The following is a 15,456-nucleotide window of genomic DNA, read 5'->3' as shown; positions in this document are numbered from 1 at the left end:
TTGCGGGAAATGCTCTGTCAATTCAGGCGAGATTTGACTTCGCCGACAGCGGACTTGAACAGCTTCGTCTTTGCAGCTGCCGTTGTCTTTTCAGCAATCAGCTTCTCGGAAGCGGCGATAGCGATGTCGACGGCAGCGGAGCGGACGGCGCCGATGGCGTCGAGTTCGGCCTGCTTGATCTTCTGTTCCGACAGCGCGTTGCGACGGGCGACGAATTCCTCCGTCTTTGCCTTGGCTTCTGCCGTCAGAGCGGCAGCTTCACGTTCGGCAGCAGCGACGATGCCAGCGGCTTCGGCTTCAGCTTCCTTACGCTTGCGCTGATACTCGGCCAGCAGATGCTGGGCTTCTTCACGAAGGCGCTTTGCTTCCGCAAGCTCTTCACGAATATTACCAGCGCGCTCATCGAGCGAGCTTGCCAACATGCCTGGAACCTTGAGGTAGGCAATGAGGACGAAGAAAAGGATGAGGCCTACGAGTGCGAAAAACGTTGCGTCGAACGCCATATCAAGCCCCCTTCACATCTGATGCGGCAAGAACGGCTGCCTTGGCATCGGTGTCCTTGACCTTGGCGCCAATCAACTGATCGACGATCGCGGTCGCGGTTTCTTCGGCAATTGTGCCGACATCTGCAAAAGCCTGGCTCTTGATGGACTCGATGCGTGCTTCGGCAGCGGAAATCTTTTCAGCCAGTTCAGCTTCGATCGCCGCACGGTCGGCATCGGCTTTCACCTTTGCGGCTTCGCGGGCAGCAGAAGCGATCGAACCAGCCTTGGCGCGAGCCGCTGCGAGTTCTTTTTCATAGGTTTCGATTGCGGCATCCGCTTCGGCCTTCAGCCGAGATGCTTCATCGAGGTCCTGTGCGATGCGGCCATGACGGTCTTCGAGAATTCCGCCAACGCGCGGCACGATGACTTTTTTCATGAGCACGTAGAACAGGCCGAATGAAATCGCCAGCCACAGAAGCTGGGATGCATAGGTCGACTGGTCGAACGGCGGGAATACGCCCGAAGAACCATGGGCGTTGTCCGCCACACCGGTTTCCGTATGCGTTGCTTCCGGGGCCGTCTGGCCGACAGCCGGTATTTCCGTCGTCGTTTCAGGGGACGCCGGTGCTGACTGGGCAAGAGCCTCGGTCACGAACATGCTCACCTCCAGGGGTACTGCAAATGCGAAGGATCACGGCAAGCGGTCGCCAGCCGTGATCCAAACCTGATGCTGAAATTAAACAGCGAACAGGAGAAGGAGAGCAACGAGCAGCGAGAAGATGCCCAGAGCTTCCGTAACGGCGAAGCCGAATACCAGACGGCCGAACTGGCTGTCAGCGGCAGATGGGTTGCGCAGCGCGCCGGACAAGAAATCGCCGAAGATACGGCCGAGAGCGAGGGACGTACCAGCCATGCCGAGGCATGCGAGACCTGCGCCGATGTACTTTGCTGCTTCCGCTTCCATGTTAAGCTCCTTAGAATGGGTTGTTGCGGTGTTTTTTGACACCCGTTTCGGATGTCAGCGACTTTACTTCTCAGTGACCACCATGCACGGCGTCGTTCAGGTACATGCACGTCAGTACCGCGAAGACATATGCCTGAAGGAAGGCGACGAGAAATTCGAGACCGACGACAGCGACGGTCATGATGAGGGGCAGAATTGCGCCACCAACGCCGAGTGCACCGAGCGCACCCATGGAGGCGACGAAGCCTGCGAAAATCTTCAGCGTGATGTGACCGGCCAGCATGTTCGCGAAAAGACGAACGGAAAGGCTGATTGGACGCGAAAGGAAGGAAATCACTTCAATGGACGCCACCAGCGGCAGCAACACCTTGGGCACGCCCGATGGGGCGAAGATGCCGAGGAAGTGAAGGCCATGCTTGTAGAAACCGTAAACGACGACCGTTCCGATAACGAGGCACGACAGCGCAAAGGTAACGATGATCTGGCTGGTTACCGTGAAAAAGTACGGGAACATGCCGAGCAGGTTGGCCGTCAGAATGAACATGAAGAGCGAGAAGACAAAAGGAAAGAATACCATTCCCTTTTTGCCTGCGCCTTCACGCAACATCGAGGCGATGAACTCATAGGACATTTCTGCAACGGACTGCATGCGGGTCGGGATGAGACCGCGGTTCGACGTCGCGAAATAGAGGAAACCGGACGCTACGGCGACGGTTGCGACCATGAAGAGAGACGCGTTGGTGAACGAGAAATCGACGCCACCGATCTCAATCGGGATGATCGGCGTTACAATGAACTGATGGGTCGGATCGTTTGCCACCGGCTGCCCTCTTTACTGTCGCCGCACAAAGCGGCACCTCTCGTCATTATATGGAAAGGGACGTTACTCGCCCGGCTTCCCACCCTTATCTTTTCCGAGCCCCTCTTCGAGCAGCGGCGGCTTTGCCACCACACCCGCAGAGCGCAGAACATTCAGCACGCCTGCGCAGAAGCCGAGAAGCAGAAGAATGATCATCCCCCACGGCGACGTGCCGGCAAAATGGTCCAGAAGATAACCCAGCATCGCGCCCACGATGACGGCAGAAATGAATTCGGATGAGAGCTTCATCGCCATCCCAAAGCCCTTACGGCTTTCTTCGGCGTTGCGCTCGATCCTCTCTTCCGCCTCGTCCTCCGCTTGCACCTTTGCCAATCCCTCGGCAAGGCGTTTACGGCGCTCGTCCAGACTATCGTTACGGTTGCCGGTCATTTTTAAATCCTGCCCTTTTTCTCCGTTCCAGCGTTGCCAGAACCCTTTGGAGTTGTAAACGGCAGGGCTTCAAGCCTGTTCCAGCCCGCTCTGAAGTCGCGCGCAACATAGTTTTAGGGGCTTCTCTAGTCAAGGCACCGGCAACGCATGACCGAATACAATTTTTATGTTTTAAAACATGGCGTTAGCTGATTGCGACAGAATCTATCCAATGTTTGTGACGGGAATCAGCCGATTTGCCACGGGTTTTGCACCAAAAAGGGCGTGATCTCAGCTCCAGCCGCCGCCATATGTGCGGTAGAAGACATGCAACCCGATCCTGCCGACCTTTTTCATGCTTTTCCCCCAGGCGGGGCGTACATAGACGGCATGATAATGGGTTGCCGAGCCGACTTCCGTCAACCAGATCTTTCCGGCCGTGGTTGCCATGGCAACTTCGCGCGCCATCTTCCAGTGACGCTCGGAGTTCACGCGATCCTTGATGTTGTCGCAGGCAAAGGAGAACTGGCAGCGATTGCGCCAGTCCTTGTTCTGATAGACCACGCCGCAGATCGTTTTGGGATAAGCAGGATTGCGAACGCGGTTGAGGATGACCTGGGCAACAGCTGCCTGACCCTTGACCGATTCTCCGCGCGCTTCGAAATAGATGCCAGAGGCAAGGCATTGCTGTTCGGCAGCAGAGAAGGCGTCGGCGGGCAGAGGCGTTGCAGCCCAGGCGTGATCGTCCGCGGAAATCGGGGGAATGAAACGCCCCGCGTCAGGCTTTCTTAAAATAGCATCGAAAGGCGACTGCCGGGCAAAATCAGGTTCTGGTGGCGCATAGGCCGTGGCCAGTACATCCGCGCTGCGGTTGGTAATAAGGTCTGCCAGCATGGGCGAGACGGTCTTGTCGGCCTTCTTGTCATCGCGGCGGAAATAAAAGGAGGCGAGTTCGATTTCGCTGCTTTTCTTGCGTTTGACGAAAGCCGCCTGATCCTTACGTTTCAGGGGCTCGATATCGATCATGCTGGTGCGCTGCAGAACGGAGCCTGCGGTAAAGGCTTTTGGCGGCTGCATGACTTCGGTCGCCACCACCCTGCCTTTCTTCGCAGCGCGGTTGACGCGGGCGCTGTCCGGCGTGGTTTCCTTGCCGCCCTTGTTGCTGACGAAGGCAACCTTGCGTCCATCCGGCAATGTCATGCCCGAACCCTTGATCGCAGCAGTTTCCGTCGCGTCGTTGAAGGCAAGCGAGGCGCTGTGAACGGAACCGGCGGGTGAGTTGGTCAACACCATGCGCCACTGTTCCCCACCGGCATCGAGACCGGCAAGCAAAGAAGCCAGATCGGCGCGAGCGGCGAGGGAGGGAAAGGCAAGCCAGGCGGCGAGGCCGAAGACGATGGGCGAAGCCCATTTTTCAAACGGGATGGACGACCCTCGGCGCGACAGTTTGTCTTGTCGCATTTTCGAACGGAAAACCGGTGCCCACTTTTTCTGAAAATGCTCTGAATTGTTCGAACGCAAAACCAGTACTCCGGACACACGCAAACGCAATTGCTACTCAGCCGGATAATCTCTCATTAACCTTGATGCTTGGTTAACGGCACGCATCCATCTCTGCGCTCACATTAATGTGTCAGGATAAACTAAAATGCGCCGCCATCGATTTGCGATGACGGCGCATGACGCTGTTGTTGATGGAGCAGTTAGATGACGACGTGCGAACCCAGTTCCACCACGCGGTTGGCAGGCAGTCGGAAATAGTCCGATGGATCGGCAGCACTTTCCGCCATCGCGATGAACAGACGGTTCTGCCAGCCGGGCATGCCGGATTTCGGATCAGGCACCAGCTTTCTGCGTCCGAGATAGAAGGAAGTCGACATGATGTCGAACTTGTAGCCGGTGCGTCGCAGATAACCGAGCGCCTGCGTGACGTTCTGCGTTTCCATGAAGCCGAAATGCAGCTCTACCACCACGAAACGGTCGCTGATCTTCGTCATCGTATAACGCCTGTCCGGGTGAACGCGCGGCGTGTCCTCGGTGCGGATCGTCAGGATGACGTTCTTGTCGTGCAGGACATGATTGTGCTTGAGGTTATGCAGCAGTGCGGCGGGCGCAGTCTCCGGGTCGCCGGTCAGGAAGATTGCCGTGCCGGGAATACGCACCGGCGCATGGGCGCTCTCTTTTTCGACCGAAGCGACAAAGGCCTTCATCGGCACGTCTGTCCGGCGGGTCTTGGCGAAAAGGATCTTCGAGCCGCGCTGCCATGTCGTCATGATGACGACGAAGGCAACGGCCAGCAGCACCGGCACATAGCCGCCATCGTGAATTTTCAAAAGGTTTGCGCCAAGGAAGATCAATTCCAGCGTGATGAACGGGAGGATCACCAGCAGCGAAAGAGGAAGCGACCATTTCCAGTGCGACCGGGTAAACTGGAAGAACAGAAGGCTGGTGACAACCATCGCACCCGTAACCGAAATTCCGTAAGCGGTAGCCAGCGCATCGGAACTTTTGAAAGTCAGAACCAGCGCGACGACGCCGAACAGCAGCACCGTGTTGACCGATGGCAGATAAATCTGCCCGGTATTGGTTTCGGACGTGAAGAGGATTTCCATGCGCGGCAGATAGCCGAGGTGGATCGCCTGCCGGACCAGTGAGAATGCGCCGGTGATGACCGCCTGGCTGGCGATGATGGTCGCAGCCGTTGCGAGGATGACCGCAGGAAGCAGCGCCCATTCAGGAAACATGAGGTAAAACGGGTTGGACATGGCGGCCGGGTCTTTCAATACCAGAGCGCCCTGCCCGAGATAATTCAATGTCAGCGCCGGAAAGACCAGCGCGAACCATGCCCATTGAATGGGTCTGCGCCCGAAGTGGCCCAAATCCGCATAAAGAGCTTCCGCACCGGTGATTGTCAGGAAGACGGCGCCCAGAACCACGATGCCGTAAAAGCCTTCGCTCAGCAGGAATTCCGCAGCGTGCAGCGGATTGAAGGCAAAAAGAATGCTGTAATCGTCGGAAATGTGAAGCAGACCCGCCAACCCCATGACGATGAACCAGACTGCGGTGATCGGCCCGAAGAACTTGGCAACGACTTCGGTGCCGTGCGACTGGATGGCAAAAATACCAACAAGAATGACCAGCGAGATGGGAATGATGAATTCATCCATCGCGGGCGTGACGAGCTTCAGGCCTTCCACTGCAGACAGCACCGAAAGCGCCGGAGTAATCATCGCATCGCCAAGGAACAGCGCCGCACCGATGAGACCGAGCATGATGAGCAGCCCGCGACGTGCGCCGGCGTTCTTCATCAAAAGGGCGAGCAAGGACAATGTGCCGCCTTCGCCATCGTTATCGGCGCGCAGCAGAAAACAGATGTACTTGATCGTCACGATGATCGTGAGCGACCATATCATCAGCGAGATCAACCCGATGACCTCCGCTTCGGTCACGCCGTCATGAGAGATAGGCTTCAGAGCTTCGCGAAACGCATAAAGCGGGCTGGTGCCGATATCGCCGTAAACAACGCCGATAGAGCCGAGCATGGCGGGAAACAGACCTTGAACATGTCTGTGCTCCGCTTCCGGCTTATCGAGAGTTTCCTTATCCAAGGCATGAGACATATGTATCCTGGCCCCTTCTCAGAGCCAGCCCTTCCAACGGAAAACGATGAACGGAATGATTGCCGATATGAGCATGACGAAGATCGCCAGTGGATAACCATAGGGCCACTGCAACTCCGGCATGACGTTGAAGTTCATTCCGTAAATGGATGCCACCAGGGTCGGCGGCAGAAAAACCACGGACGCGATGGAGAATATCTTGATGATGGCGTTCTGCTCGACATTGATGATGCCGAGCGACGCATCCAGCAAAAAGGTCAGATTGCCGGAAATGAAGGACGCGTGTTCCGATAGCGACTGGATATCCCGCGCAATGGAACGGCCCATTTCCCGGGCTTCCTCATCCTGCTGCACGAGCGCCGTGGCATGGAGGAAGGACTGGACGCGCGATAGGGAGGCGAGGCTATCGCGGACCTTCGATATCAGCCGGTGGTAGGAAGCAATCTCCGCGATCTTTTCTTCGAGATAACGTGGAGCCTTGCGCTTGCTGCGGGCCTCACCACCAAATATGCCGCTGGCAACCGCGTCTATGCCGACAACGGAATTTTCGAGAATCTCGGCGGTGCGATCGACAATGGTTTCCAGAAGCTTCAGCAAAAGAGCAGCACCACTGCGCATCTCATGCGGCACCCGCGTGATCGCAGCGATGAAGAGATTGAAGGACTTCGGTTCGGCGTAACGGATGGTCACGAGACGATTACCAACCAGGATGAAAGCCACATCGGTCAGCTGTGGATTGGACGAGTCTGCATTCCAGACCAGCGAGCCTGTCATGAAGACATTGCCATCTTCCGTGTAGAGACGGCTGGAAGGTTCGATGTCCTTGAGATCTTCGCGCGTGGGCAGCTCGGTGCCGAGCAGTGCCTCGACACGTCTTTCCTCGTCGCGACCCGGGTTGATGAGGTCGATCCAGACAATATCGTCCGAAATCTGCGTAACCGCTTGGTCCGCCGACAGGCTGATTGCCTCGCAATTCGAGCGATAGGCTTTGATCAATCAGTTTCTCCGTCCGCGGCATCGTTCTGTGCCCGGGTGCTGGTCTAACACATCATGCGCGGCTCCCGCAAACGCATGAAAATGCCTGCGGTTCAAATGGCGTGGGCCTATGCTCCCAATATCAGGGAGAATCAAGCGATATTTTCCCAGGCCATCCTTCCACTATGGCCTTCTACCTCGCCAGCGAAAGAAAAAAACGAGATAAAACAGAATATTGAGCGGATTTTTACTACGCTTCCGCAATGTCAATCCACCGTAATGAACGATAGATATGCGGTGAGCGCATTGATTGATCGGCTTAATCTTCAGTATCGCCAGACGTGTTATTCGAATACGATTTTAGGTGCTGGCTTGAGGGTACCTGCGCCAACCTGGCTCCAGACCCTGTGAGCAATGTCTTTATATATAGCAGCCTGTGGGCCATCCGGTTCTGCAACGACGACCGGGGTACCGAGGTCCGAAAGCTCTCGGATGGACATTGTGAGCGGTACTTCGCCAAGGAATGGAACACCGATCCGCCCGGCCTCCGCCCGCGCACCGCCATGGCCGAATATATCGTATCGTTTTCCGGTATCGGGCGCGATGAAGTAGCTCATGTTTTCCACCACACCCAGAAGCGGTACTTCTACCTTGCGGAACATGGTGATGCCCTTGCGCGCATCGATCAGCGCCAGATCCTGCGGTGTGGAGACGATGACGGCACCGGCAAGCGGCACCTGCTGGGCGATGGTCAGCTGCGCGTCGCCCGTTCCCGGCGGCATATCCAACACCAGCACGTCGAGTTCACCCCAGGCGACCTCGCGCAGCATCTGCATCAGGGCCGATTGAACCATCGGACCGCGCCAGATCATGGCCGCTTCCTCATCGACGAGGAAACCCATGGACATGACCTTCAACCCATAATTTTCCATGGGCATGATGACGCGCCCCTCGCCCTGTTCGGGCCGACCGGAAAGCTTGAGCAGGCGTGGCAGGGACGGACCGTAGATATCCGCATCGAGGATGCCGACCTTAAGACCTAGTGACTGGAGACCAAGCGCGAGATTGACGGCCGTGGTCGACTTGCCGACCCCGCCCTTGCCGGATGCAACAGCGATAATGGCACCGATGCCAGGAACACCGGCCTTGGCGCGGGGCTGTCCCGCATGGCCTGCGGGTGCTGCCGCGGCTGGCTTCGGTGGGGGCGGCGCGGAAGCCGGACCCGGCTTTCGGTCCGCCGTCAGCGCTACCATCGCTGCGGTAATTCCGGGAACCCCGAGCGCTGCCTTTTCGGCAGCGAGCCGCAGCGGTTCCATCTCGTTGGCCTTTTCGGCTGGCACCGTGAGAGAGAAGAAAGCCTTGCCGTCGCTGATGAAAATCTCGGACACCATGCGCAGGCTGACGATGTCATTTTCGCTGCCGGGATAGATCACGCTTTTCAGCGCTTGCTCGACCTGCTTCTTATCCACCTGTGCCATGCTCATTCTACCCCGATGCGTGTCTTACATGAGGTTAGATAAAGAAGCCCGTGCGCTTCGCCAATCATAAAGAGCAAACTTCACGGGTCGCATTCAGCTTTCATCGTAATTTTCGAGCTTTTCGGGATCGAAAATCTTTCCATCGAAGAAAGCATCAGGCCCAAGAAGCAGGCTGGAGCGGGACGCGCCGACATGGACCGGCACATGCAGGGTTCCCTCGAGTTTCATATTGGCTGAAGGCACCGGCGCGAAAATGGGGCGCATGGCGGACCGGAATATATCCGGGCGGTAGGCCTGCGACGCTGCCTCATAGGCGCTCACATCAGTCAAATAGTCGGCGTGACAATCGCCCCAGCGGATCATCTGGTTGAAAAACCAGAGCGCCTGACTTTGCCAAGGGAAGTTGGCGGCACCTCCACTCGTCGCAAAAAAGCGTGGGCATTCAATCAGACGGCTGGGCGAGTGTGGGATGAAGCCGGTCAGCGCTGGAAGGACCAGATCACCCTCGGTCGCCAGATATTGCGGGGCGGCAAGCAGACCCGCCAGTTCTTCGATATTTCCCTGCGCGGCGCACCATTCGCCCGCGTGATAAAGCGCCCGCAGCAGTGCGTGCAACGTCGCTTCGTTGTCAGCGATCCAGCCGCGAGACACGGCAAGCACCTTTTCCGGCGCGTTTTGCCAGATGTGGGACTTGGTGGTGACGACGCGACCGCTATCTCTCAACGCCACGGCGCTTCCATAGGGTTCGGCGACATAGAAACCGTCGATCACACCTTCTGCCAGAAGACCGGGCATGTCGGCAGGCGCGGTTTCGATGATCGTGACATCCCGTGGAGACAGCAGGCGCGCGCTCGCCAGCAGATACCGAAGCTCATAAACGGAGGGCGAAAAGACATGCTCTATGGCGAATGTCAGAGGCGGTAGCTCTGCGGCATTGCGTGCCAGCGCAACGCGCGAAAGCGCCCGCGAAACCGATCCGGCATCGGGAATTTTCATGCCCTGTTCAAAAAGGTCGTCGTGGAGGATTTGCGAAACCGCCAGCACCGCGCCGCCGGTGGAAAGCACGAAGGGGCTGACCAAATCCCCTGGCTCTTCCAGCAAACCGAGCGCTGACGCAACCGGCAGCGACGCGGGCAGATGCGCACCATTCAACCCCTCATCTGCCCAGTCGGACATGATTTCCTGAGCGGAATTTTTTCTGATGAGTTCGAGACCAATGCCCTCGTCGGCAGCAAAACCTTTTTCAAGGGCGACAACGAGGATCGCACAATCAACCGTAGGAGAAAAAGCTGCCTTGAAGCGCCTCGAACCTATCAAATGCGTCTCCTGTGCCGTGAGCGTCTACAGAATCGCTCACACATCGCAAGATAACAACAGGAAAAAGAAAATATCCCTATTTTATGAGACCTATACGCAAAGCCTTTGCGACCGCCTGTGTCCTGTTGACCGTGTCGAGCTTTTTGGTCGCCCTGTTGAGATAATGATTTACCGTGTGTTCCGACAGGATCAGGATTTCCGCGATCTCGGCGCTGGTCTTGCCAGCCGAGGTCCAGTTGAGACAGTCGATCTCCCGGTCCGTCAGCGTTTCGGGAATCCGCGCATCCAGACTGCGGACATGGGCAAGCCTGCCATACACATTTGCCGAAATGTAAAAGAGCTCAGCCATTTCCATCGGTGAAAAATCGGATCTCGTGCCGGCGAAGGAGACTGCCCCACGCAAGCCGGTTGCGTCCTGCACCGGACACCAGATCGAGTTCAACATTTCGAACCGCCCGAAGAGATCGGTGATTTTTTCAGCGGTCTTGTCCGAATGCCCCTCGGTCAGAAATTCTTTATTGGCGATGAAGGGCGCGCAAGAGCGTTTCAACTCTCGCAGGACGTTGCTGCCAGCCAGCAGAGAATCATGATCGTATTGATGCAGCATTTCAGCCGGCCAGTTGGTGATGACCGTGTATTCCGAAAGTTCCAGCGCCATATGTGGCGGCAGGTTGACGACCATGAAGGCCTTCATGCCCCAGCTTTCGGTAACCCTCTTTAAAAAACGAAAGATGTCGAACTGTGTCAGCAGGGTGTTCAATTCCTGCACGCATTCCACGCCCAGCGGCGTGGAGTCGTTAATCTCGGGCTTTAGCATTGGGAGTTGTCTTTGCAGTTCAACATAAAAATTAATGAAGGTTTCAATAGGTAAATTCAGTGAGGCTATACTTACCTACTTGTAGCTTTTATGCAAACAGGTTGATGAAAATGGCAACCGCAATCAGTACCTGTATCCGTCCTATTTTAAATTCGCGTGATCACTTTTTCTTTACCCCGCGGAAGGCGGCAACCGAAGCTCAAGATCGCTCGAAATCGCTGCTGCCGTTTCCCGTAGCAATGGTGCCCAATTCTCCAAACGCTCGCGGGTCAGACGATAGGCTGGGCCGGTGACGGATATTGCTGCCGTGAAATCATGCCGGTCGAAAAATACTGGAACGGCGATGCACTGTATCCCGATCTCATGCTCCTCAAGATCGCATGCATAGCCGAGACGCCTGATCGTGCTGACCTCTCTCATCAGATGCTCACCGTCAGTAATAGTGTTGGCGGTGAAGGACTGAAATCCTATGGACTGGACAGTCGCAGCCAGTTTTTCATCCGAAAGCAGCGATAGTGCCGCCTTGCCAATTCCAGTACAGTACACAGGCGACATGCGTCCGATCTGGGAGTGCATTCTGACCGCATGTTTTCCATCGATCTTGTCGAGATAGATCACCTCTGCGCCTCGCAACACGCCAAGATGAACGGATTCCTCCGTCTGCGCGTGGAGATGTTTGAGATGGGGCGCGGCAACCGAACGCAAGTCGTTGCTGCTCCATGCTCGGGCCGCGAATGTCAGCAACCGGACGCCAGCAACATAGGTCTGGTCACCCTTCTGCTCCAGAAGCCCCTCTTCCACCAGATGCGACAACTGTCTGTGCAGAGAGCCGCGCGGCTGACCCGTCTTCTGTAGAATATCGGTGAAGCGCAGCGGTTCCGACGACATGACGACGATTTCAAGCAGCGCGACTGCTTTACCAACGGTGCCGGTGCTCCCGGCTGTTTCCTGGCTATGGCGCAAGAGTTTTCCTGTTCTGATGGTGTCGGCGCTTGACAGGAGCGCGACGTAAAAGCAATTATTCCATTAAATAAAACTTAGTTCCAAATAATGGAACTTGCAACCTTGATGTGGCGGATGATGGTCGACGGTCGACAGCCCAGTGAATTCGACGCGAAAGGCGTTTTGATAACAGGGGGCGGTTCGGGGATCGGTGCTTCGCTCGTCGAGGCTTTTTGCCTTCATGGCGCACATGTTGCCTTCATCGACATAGACGAAAAAGCGAGCGAACATCTCGTCGATCGACTTACAGCAGACGGTCTGCGCGCGCCCACCTTCGTCAAGGCCGACCTTCGGGATCAGCACCAACTTCAGTCAGCCGTGGAGGCAGCAGCTCAGGCAACGGGCGGGATAAAGGTTCTCGTCAACAACGCTGCCTGGGATGACAGGCATGACATCGGTGGCGTGACCAGCGAATACTGGGATGCCAACCATGCGGTCAACCTGAAGCAGGTTTTCTTCGTCACGCAGGCTGCACTGCCCTATTTACGGCAGGAGACGGCGGCTTCCATCGTCAATTTCTCGTCCATTGCCTATATGTTGAACATGGGCGATCTTCCTGCTTATGCAGCGGCAAAGGCAGGCATCATCGGCCTGACCAAAAGCCTCGCGGGCAAACTCGGGCCGGAAAAGATCCGCGTAAACGCGATTTTGCCTGGCATGATCGTCACCGAGCGCCAGAAACAACTTTGGCTGACGGAACAATCGATTGCCGATACGGTCAACAGACAATGCCTCAAACGCGCCTTGACCGGCGATGATCTGGTCGGCCCGTGCCTCTTTTTGGCGTCCAGCGCCTCAACCGCAATGACGGCACAAACAATGATCATCGATGGAGGTCTTTTATAATGTCGCAAGCCGCATTCGTCGCCGTGGACTGGGGAACGACCAGTTTCCGGCTCTGGCTGATCAGCAAATCCGGCGAGGTTCTCGGTGAACGTCGCAGTTCGGAAGGCATGACCACAGCCATGCGGACGGGCTTTGCCGAAGTGCTTGCCTCTCACCTGTCAGCGCTTTCCGCTCCCTCCGGTCTGCCCGTGGTCGTCTGCGGCATGGCCGGTGCGCGGCAGGGCTGGGTCGAGGCGGGTTACGTCGACGTTCCCGCCAATCTTTCTCGGGTGCTGGAAGCGGCGACCCGCGTTCCTCACCAGCAGGATGACGTTCGTATCCTGCCCGGTCTGGCACAGCGGACGGAGGATGCCCCGGATGTGATGCGCGGCGAAGAAACGCAATTGCTCGGCGCACTTTCGGACAACTATCGTTCCGGCCACCAGCTCGTCTGCATGCCAGGTACCCATTCCAAATGGGTGCGCGTACAGGACTTCAGCGTCACCGGATTTTCGACCTTCATGACGGGGGAGCTGTTCGAGGTAATCTCGAAGCACTCGATCCTTTCCCACGCCATTGCGGAGGCAGGAAACTTTGCGGGCGATCTACCTTCGTTCCGCAATGCCGTTGCCGATGCCTACCGCAATCCGCAGATGGCGACCAACCGCTTTTTCACCCTCCGTTCCGGGCAACTCCTCCACGGCCTTTCCGCGACAGATGCCAAGGCCAGGCTTTCCGGCACCTTGATCGGCCTGGAAATCGCAGGGGCGCATACCAGCGCGCCGAAGGAATCGGCGGTGATACTGATCGGCTCCGGTGGCCTTGGTGAACTCTACAAGGCTGCTTTCGACACGCTTTCCATTGAATTTACAACCATCGACGCCGATGATGCCGTTCGCCGGGGCTTGAGCGCCGCCGCAACGGCCATCTGGCCTTGAGGAGACTGAAAGACCATGCGCATTCCCTTCCCTCCCATGAAATACCCACTGGTCGCCATTCTGCGCGGCATCAAGCCTGAAGAGACGGAAGGTGTTGTCAGCGCCCTTCTGGAAAGCGGCCTTCGCGCCATCGAAATTCCGCTGAATTCGCCAGATCCGTTTCGCTCAATCGAAATCGCCGCCAAGTTCGCTCCTGCCGATGCCCTTATCGGCGCGGGTACGGTGCTTTCGGTGGAAGACGTTCAGAAACTCGATGACGTCGGCGGCAAGCTGATGGTCAGCCCGAACGTGGATGTCGAGGTCATCACGGCGGCGCGTGAAAAAGGCATGGTCACGCTGCCGGGCGTTCTGACGCCGACCGAGGGATTGCTCGCGCTGAAAGCCGGTGCGACTGGCCTGAAGTTCTTCCCCGCCAGCGTGCTTGGACCATCCGGCATAAGCGCCATCCGCGCCATCCTGCCGAAGGATACGATGGTCGCAGCCGTTGGCGGCGTTTCCGACAAAAACTTCGGGGACTATACAAGCGTCGGCATCACCGCATTCGGTCTCGGCACCAGCCTTTACAAGCCCGGCATGACCGCAAGCGAAGCAGGTGAACGCGCTGAAGTCACCATCAGGGCATATGACGCCGCTATTGGAGGATAAGCATGGTCAAGGTTCATGAATTTGCAGGCAGTGTTCTCGACAACACGCAGTTGATGCTGGGTGAAGGTCCGAGTTTCGATCCCATCACCGGTACGGCGTGGTGGCTCAACATTCTCGAAAAAGAGCTGCATGAACTCGACATTGTTTCGGGCAAGAAGACTGTGTTCGATCTGCCCTTCATGGCAAGCGTCGTTGCTCGCATCGATGACCGGCAGCAACTGATCGCCTCGGAAGACGGCCTCTTTATTCGCGACCGCTCTACCGGCGAACTGACGCTGCACGCGGATTTCGAGCCGGGCAAACCGGGCAATCGCTCTAACGACGGCCGGATGCATCAGAGCGGCGCATTGTGGATCGGCACCATGGGCAAGAAGGCGGAGGATGGCGCGGGCGCGATCTATCATGTTGCCAGAGGCGTGATCACAAAGCTGTTCGACAATATCAGCATCTCCAACTCCATCTGCTTTTCACCCGATGGTGCGACCGCCTACTATGTCGATACGCGCGTGAACTGGCTGATGAAGGTGGCCGTCGATCCGCAGACGGGCCTGCCCACTGGCGCGCCAGGCATTCTGGTCGATGCGCACGGCCAGGATGGCGGCATCGACGGTTCGGTCTGCGATGCGCAGGGCCACATCTGGAATGCCCGCTGGGGTCAGGGCGCGGTCGACCGCTACTCACCTGATGGCCAGCATATCGAGCGCTACAAACTGCCCGCAGGCCAGACCACCTGCCCCGCATTCGTTGGCCCTAACGCGAACCGGCTTCTCGTTACATCCGCCTGCGAAGGCCTTGATGCAGAGGAAATCGCATCCAATCCGCTCCATGGCGCCACGTTCGATCTTGGCATCACGGTCAGCGGCGTGTTGGATGCGGCTTATCGGGTGTGATGAGATTGGCGAGAAGGAAGCCGCCATATCAAATCGTGACGTAACAAAGCGATCAGAAATGTCACCATTTGTCGCGAAGTGACAAGCAATCCCTACCAACGTCATCCTAGGGCTTGTCCCTAGGATCTAATCACGCTTCTGCGGATGCAACGTAGCAGATCCTCGGGACAAGCCCGAGGATTGTTTGTTGTTCTGAGGTTATTGTCGGTGCGGGACTGCGGGCCCTTCACAGCCCGCAGTCCCGGCGACAGGCGACCGTCCGAGGATTGGGA

General features: G+C 57.1%; 16 protein-coding genes. 4 read left to right on the top strand and 12 right to left on the bottom strand.

Annotated elements, in window-relative coordinates; all coding sequences use genetic code 11:
• Window positions 1-17 precede the first annotated feature (17 nt).
• From G6L28_RS02610 to G6L28_RS02555, 12 genes are all read right to left on the bottom strand, one after another.
• Entirely contained in the window at window positions 18-503 is a 486-nt protein-coding gene (locus G6L28_RS02610; protein ID WP_174062230.1) for a F0F1 ATP synthase subunit B, read from the bottom strand.
• A 1-nt stretch (window position 504) separates the two neighbouring features.
• On the bottom strand, window positions 505-1,143 hold the full coding sequence (locus tag G6L28_RS02605) for a F0F1 ATP synthase subunit B (RefSeq protein WP_174062229.1): 639 nt from the start codon (window positions 1,141-1,143) through the stop codon (window positions 505-507).
• Between the two features lie 78 nt (window positions 1,144-1,221).
• Window positions 1,222-1,449, bottom strand: coding sequence for a F0F1 ATP synthase subunit C (locus G6L28_RS02600; RefSeq protein WP_027673924.1), 228 nt, complete (start codon window positions 1,447-1,449; stop codon window positions 1,222-1,224).
• A 70-nt stretch (window positions 1,450-1,519) separates the two neighbouring features.
• Entirely contained in the window at window positions 1,520-2,269 is a 750-nt protein-coding gene (locus tag G6L28_RS02595) for a F0F1 ATP synthase subunit A (RefSeq protein WP_174062228.1), read from the bottom strand.
• Between the two features lie 63 nt (window positions 2,270-2,332).
• Window positions 2,333-2,698, bottom strand: a complete 366-nt coding sequence (locus G6L28_RS02590; RefSeq protein ID WP_174062227.1) for an AtpZ/AtpI family protein — start codon at window positions 2,696-2,698, stop codon at window positions 2,333-2,335.
• A 270-nt stretch (window positions 2,699-2,968) separates the two neighbouring features.
• A complete protein-coding gene (locus G6L28_RS02585; RefSeq protein WP_174062226.1) occupies window positions 2,969-4,138 on the bottom strand; it encodes a cell wall hydrolase in 1,170 nt (389 codons plus the stop codon).
• A gap of 242 nt (window positions 4,139-4,380) precedes the next feature.
• The gene (locus G6L28_RS02580) at window positions 4,381-6,219 is read right to left on the bottom strand and encodes a potassium transporter Kup (protein WP_234902452.1); all 1,839 of its coding nucleotides are present in this window, start codon (window positions 6,217-6,219) and stop codon (window positions 4,381-4,383) included.
• 96 nt (window positions 6,220-6,315) lie between these two features.
• The gene (gene corA, locus G6L28_RS02575; protein ID WP_174062224.1) at window positions 6,316-7,293 is read right to left on the bottom strand and encodes a magnesium/cobalt transporter CorA; all 978 of its coding nucleotides are present in this window, start codon (window positions 7,291-7,293) and stop codon (window positions 6,316-6,318) included.
• Window positions 7,294-7,616: 323 nt separating this feature from the next.
• A complete protein-coding gene (locus tag G6L28_RS02570; RefSeq protein WP_174062223.1) occupies window positions 7,617-8,750 on the bottom strand; it encodes an Mrp/NBP35 family ATP-binding protein in 1,134 nt (377 codons plus the stop codon).
• Between the two features lie 93 nt (window positions 8,751-8,843).
• On the bottom strand, window positions 8,844-10,067 hold the full coding sequence (locus G6L28_RS02565; RefSeq protein WP_174062222.1) for an ABC transporter substrate-binding protein: 1,224 nt from the start codon (window positions 10,065-10,067) through the stop codon (window positions 8,844-8,846).
• A gap of 76 nt (window positions 10,068-10,143) precedes the next feature.
• Entirely contained in the window at window positions 10,144-10,884 is a 741-nt protein-coding gene (locus G6L28_RS02560) for a helix-turn-helix transcriptional regulator (RefSeq protein WP_174062221.1), read from the bottom strand.
• A 171-nt stretch (window positions 10,885-11,055) separates the two neighbouring features.
• Window positions 11,056-11,847, bottom strand: coding sequence for an IclR family transcriptional regulator (locus tag G6L28_RS02555; RefSeq protein WP_234902448.1), 792 nt, complete (start codon window positions 11,845-11,847; stop codon window positions 11,056-11,058).
• A gap of 87 nt (window positions 11,848-11,934) precedes the next feature.
• On the opposite strand from G6L28_RS02555, the gene G6L28_RS02550 reads away from it, so the two are divergent.
• The 4 genes from G6L28_RS02550 to G6L28_RS02535 are packed head-to-tail and all read left to right on the top strand — an operon-like array spanning window position 11,935 to window position 15,184.
• Window positions 11,935-12,732, top strand: a complete 798-nt coding sequence (locus G6L28_RS02550; RefSeq protein WP_425292645.1) for an SDR family NAD(P)-dependent oxidoreductase — start codon at window positions 11,935-11,937, stop codon at window positions 12,730-12,732.
• Window positions 12,732-13,649, top strand: coding sequence for a 2-dehydro-3-deoxygalactonokinase (locus tag G6L28_RS02545; protein ID WP_174062220.1), 918 nt, complete (start codon window positions 12,732-12,734; stop codon window positions 13,647-13,649). Before G6L28_RS02550 ends, G6L28_RS02545 begins: the two co-directional genes overlap by 1 nt.
• 15 nt (window positions 13,650-13,664) lie before the next feature.
• Entirely contained in the window at window positions 13,665-14,294 is a 630-nt protein-coding gene (locus G6L28_RS02540) for a 2-dehydro-3-deoxy-6-phosphogalactonate aldolase (RefSeq protein ID WP_174062219.1), read from the top strand.
• 2 nt (window positions 14,295-14,296) lie between these two features.
• Window positions 14,297-15,184 carry an SMP-30/gluconolactonase/LRE family protein gene (locus G6L28_RS02535; protein ID WP_174062218.1) on the top strand — a complete coding sequence of 296 codons (888 nt, stop codon included), beginning with the start codon at window positions 14,297-14,299 and terminating at the stop codon, window positions 15,182-15,184.
• Window positions 15,185-15,456 lie beyond the last annotated feature (272 nt).

Origin of the sequence: Agrobacterium larrymoorei (genome assembly GCF_013322225.1) — a bacterium.
GTDB classification, from domain to species: domain Bacteria; phylum Pseudomonadota; class Alphaproteobacteria; order Rhizobiales; family Rhizobiaceae; genus Agrobacterium; species Agrobacterium larrymoorei_A.
This window is presented reverse-complemented; position numbering and strand designations above follow the sequence as displayed.

Excerpts from the sequence above, each read along its gene's own strand:
- G6L28_RS02540 (WP_174062219.1), top strand. The coding sequence starts at position 13,665 with ATGCGCATTCCCTTCCCTCCCATGAAATACCCACTGGTCGCCATTCTG.
- G6L28_RS02600 (WP_027673924.1), bottom strand. The coding sequence starts at position 1,449 with ATGGAAGCGGAAGCAGCAAAGTACATCGGCGCAGGTCTCGCATGCCTC.
- G6L28_RS02545 (WP_174062220.1), top strand. The coding sequence starts at position 12,732 with ATGTCGCAAGCCGCATTCGTCGCCGTGGACTGGGGAACGACCAGTTTC.
- G6L28_RS02585 (WP_174062226.1), bottom strand. The coding sequence starts at position 4,138 with ATGCGACAAGACAAACTGTCGCGCCGAGGGTCGTCCATCCCGTTTGAA.
- G6L28_RS02535 (WP_174062218.1), top strand. The coding sequence starts at position 14,297 with ATGGTCAAGGTTCATGAATTTGCAGGCAGTGTTCTCGACAACACGCAG.
- G6L28_RS02605 (WP_174062229.1), bottom strand. The coding sequence starts at position 1,143 with ATGTTCGTGACCGAGGCTCTTGCCCAGTCAGCACCGGCGTCCCCTGAA.
- G6L28_RS02580 (WP_234902452.1), bottom strand. The coding sequence starts at position 6,219 with ATGCTCGGCTCTATCGGCGTTGTTTACGGCGATATCGGCACCAGCCCG.
- G6L28_RS02570 (WP_174062223.1), bottom strand. The coding sequence starts at position 8,750 with ATGGCACAGGTGGATAAGAAGCAGGTCGAGCAAGCGCTGAAAAGCGTG.
- G6L28_RS02610 (WP_174062230.1), bottom strand. The coding sequence starts at position 503 with ATGGCGTTCGACGCAACGTTTTTCGCACTCGTAGGCCTCATCCTTTTC.
- G6L28_RS02560 (WP_174062221.1), bottom strand. The coding sequence starts at position 10,884 with ATGCTAAAGCCCGAGATTAACGACTCCACGCCGCTGGGCGTGGAATGC.
- G6L28_RS02550 (WP_425292645.1), top strand. The coding sequence starts at position 11,935 with ATGGAACTTGCAACCTTGATGTGGCGGATGATGGTCGACGGTCGACAG.
- G6L28_RS02590 (WP_174062227.1), bottom strand. The coding sequence starts at position 2,698 with ATGACCGGCAACCGTAACGATAGTCTGGACGAGCGCCGTAAACGCCTT.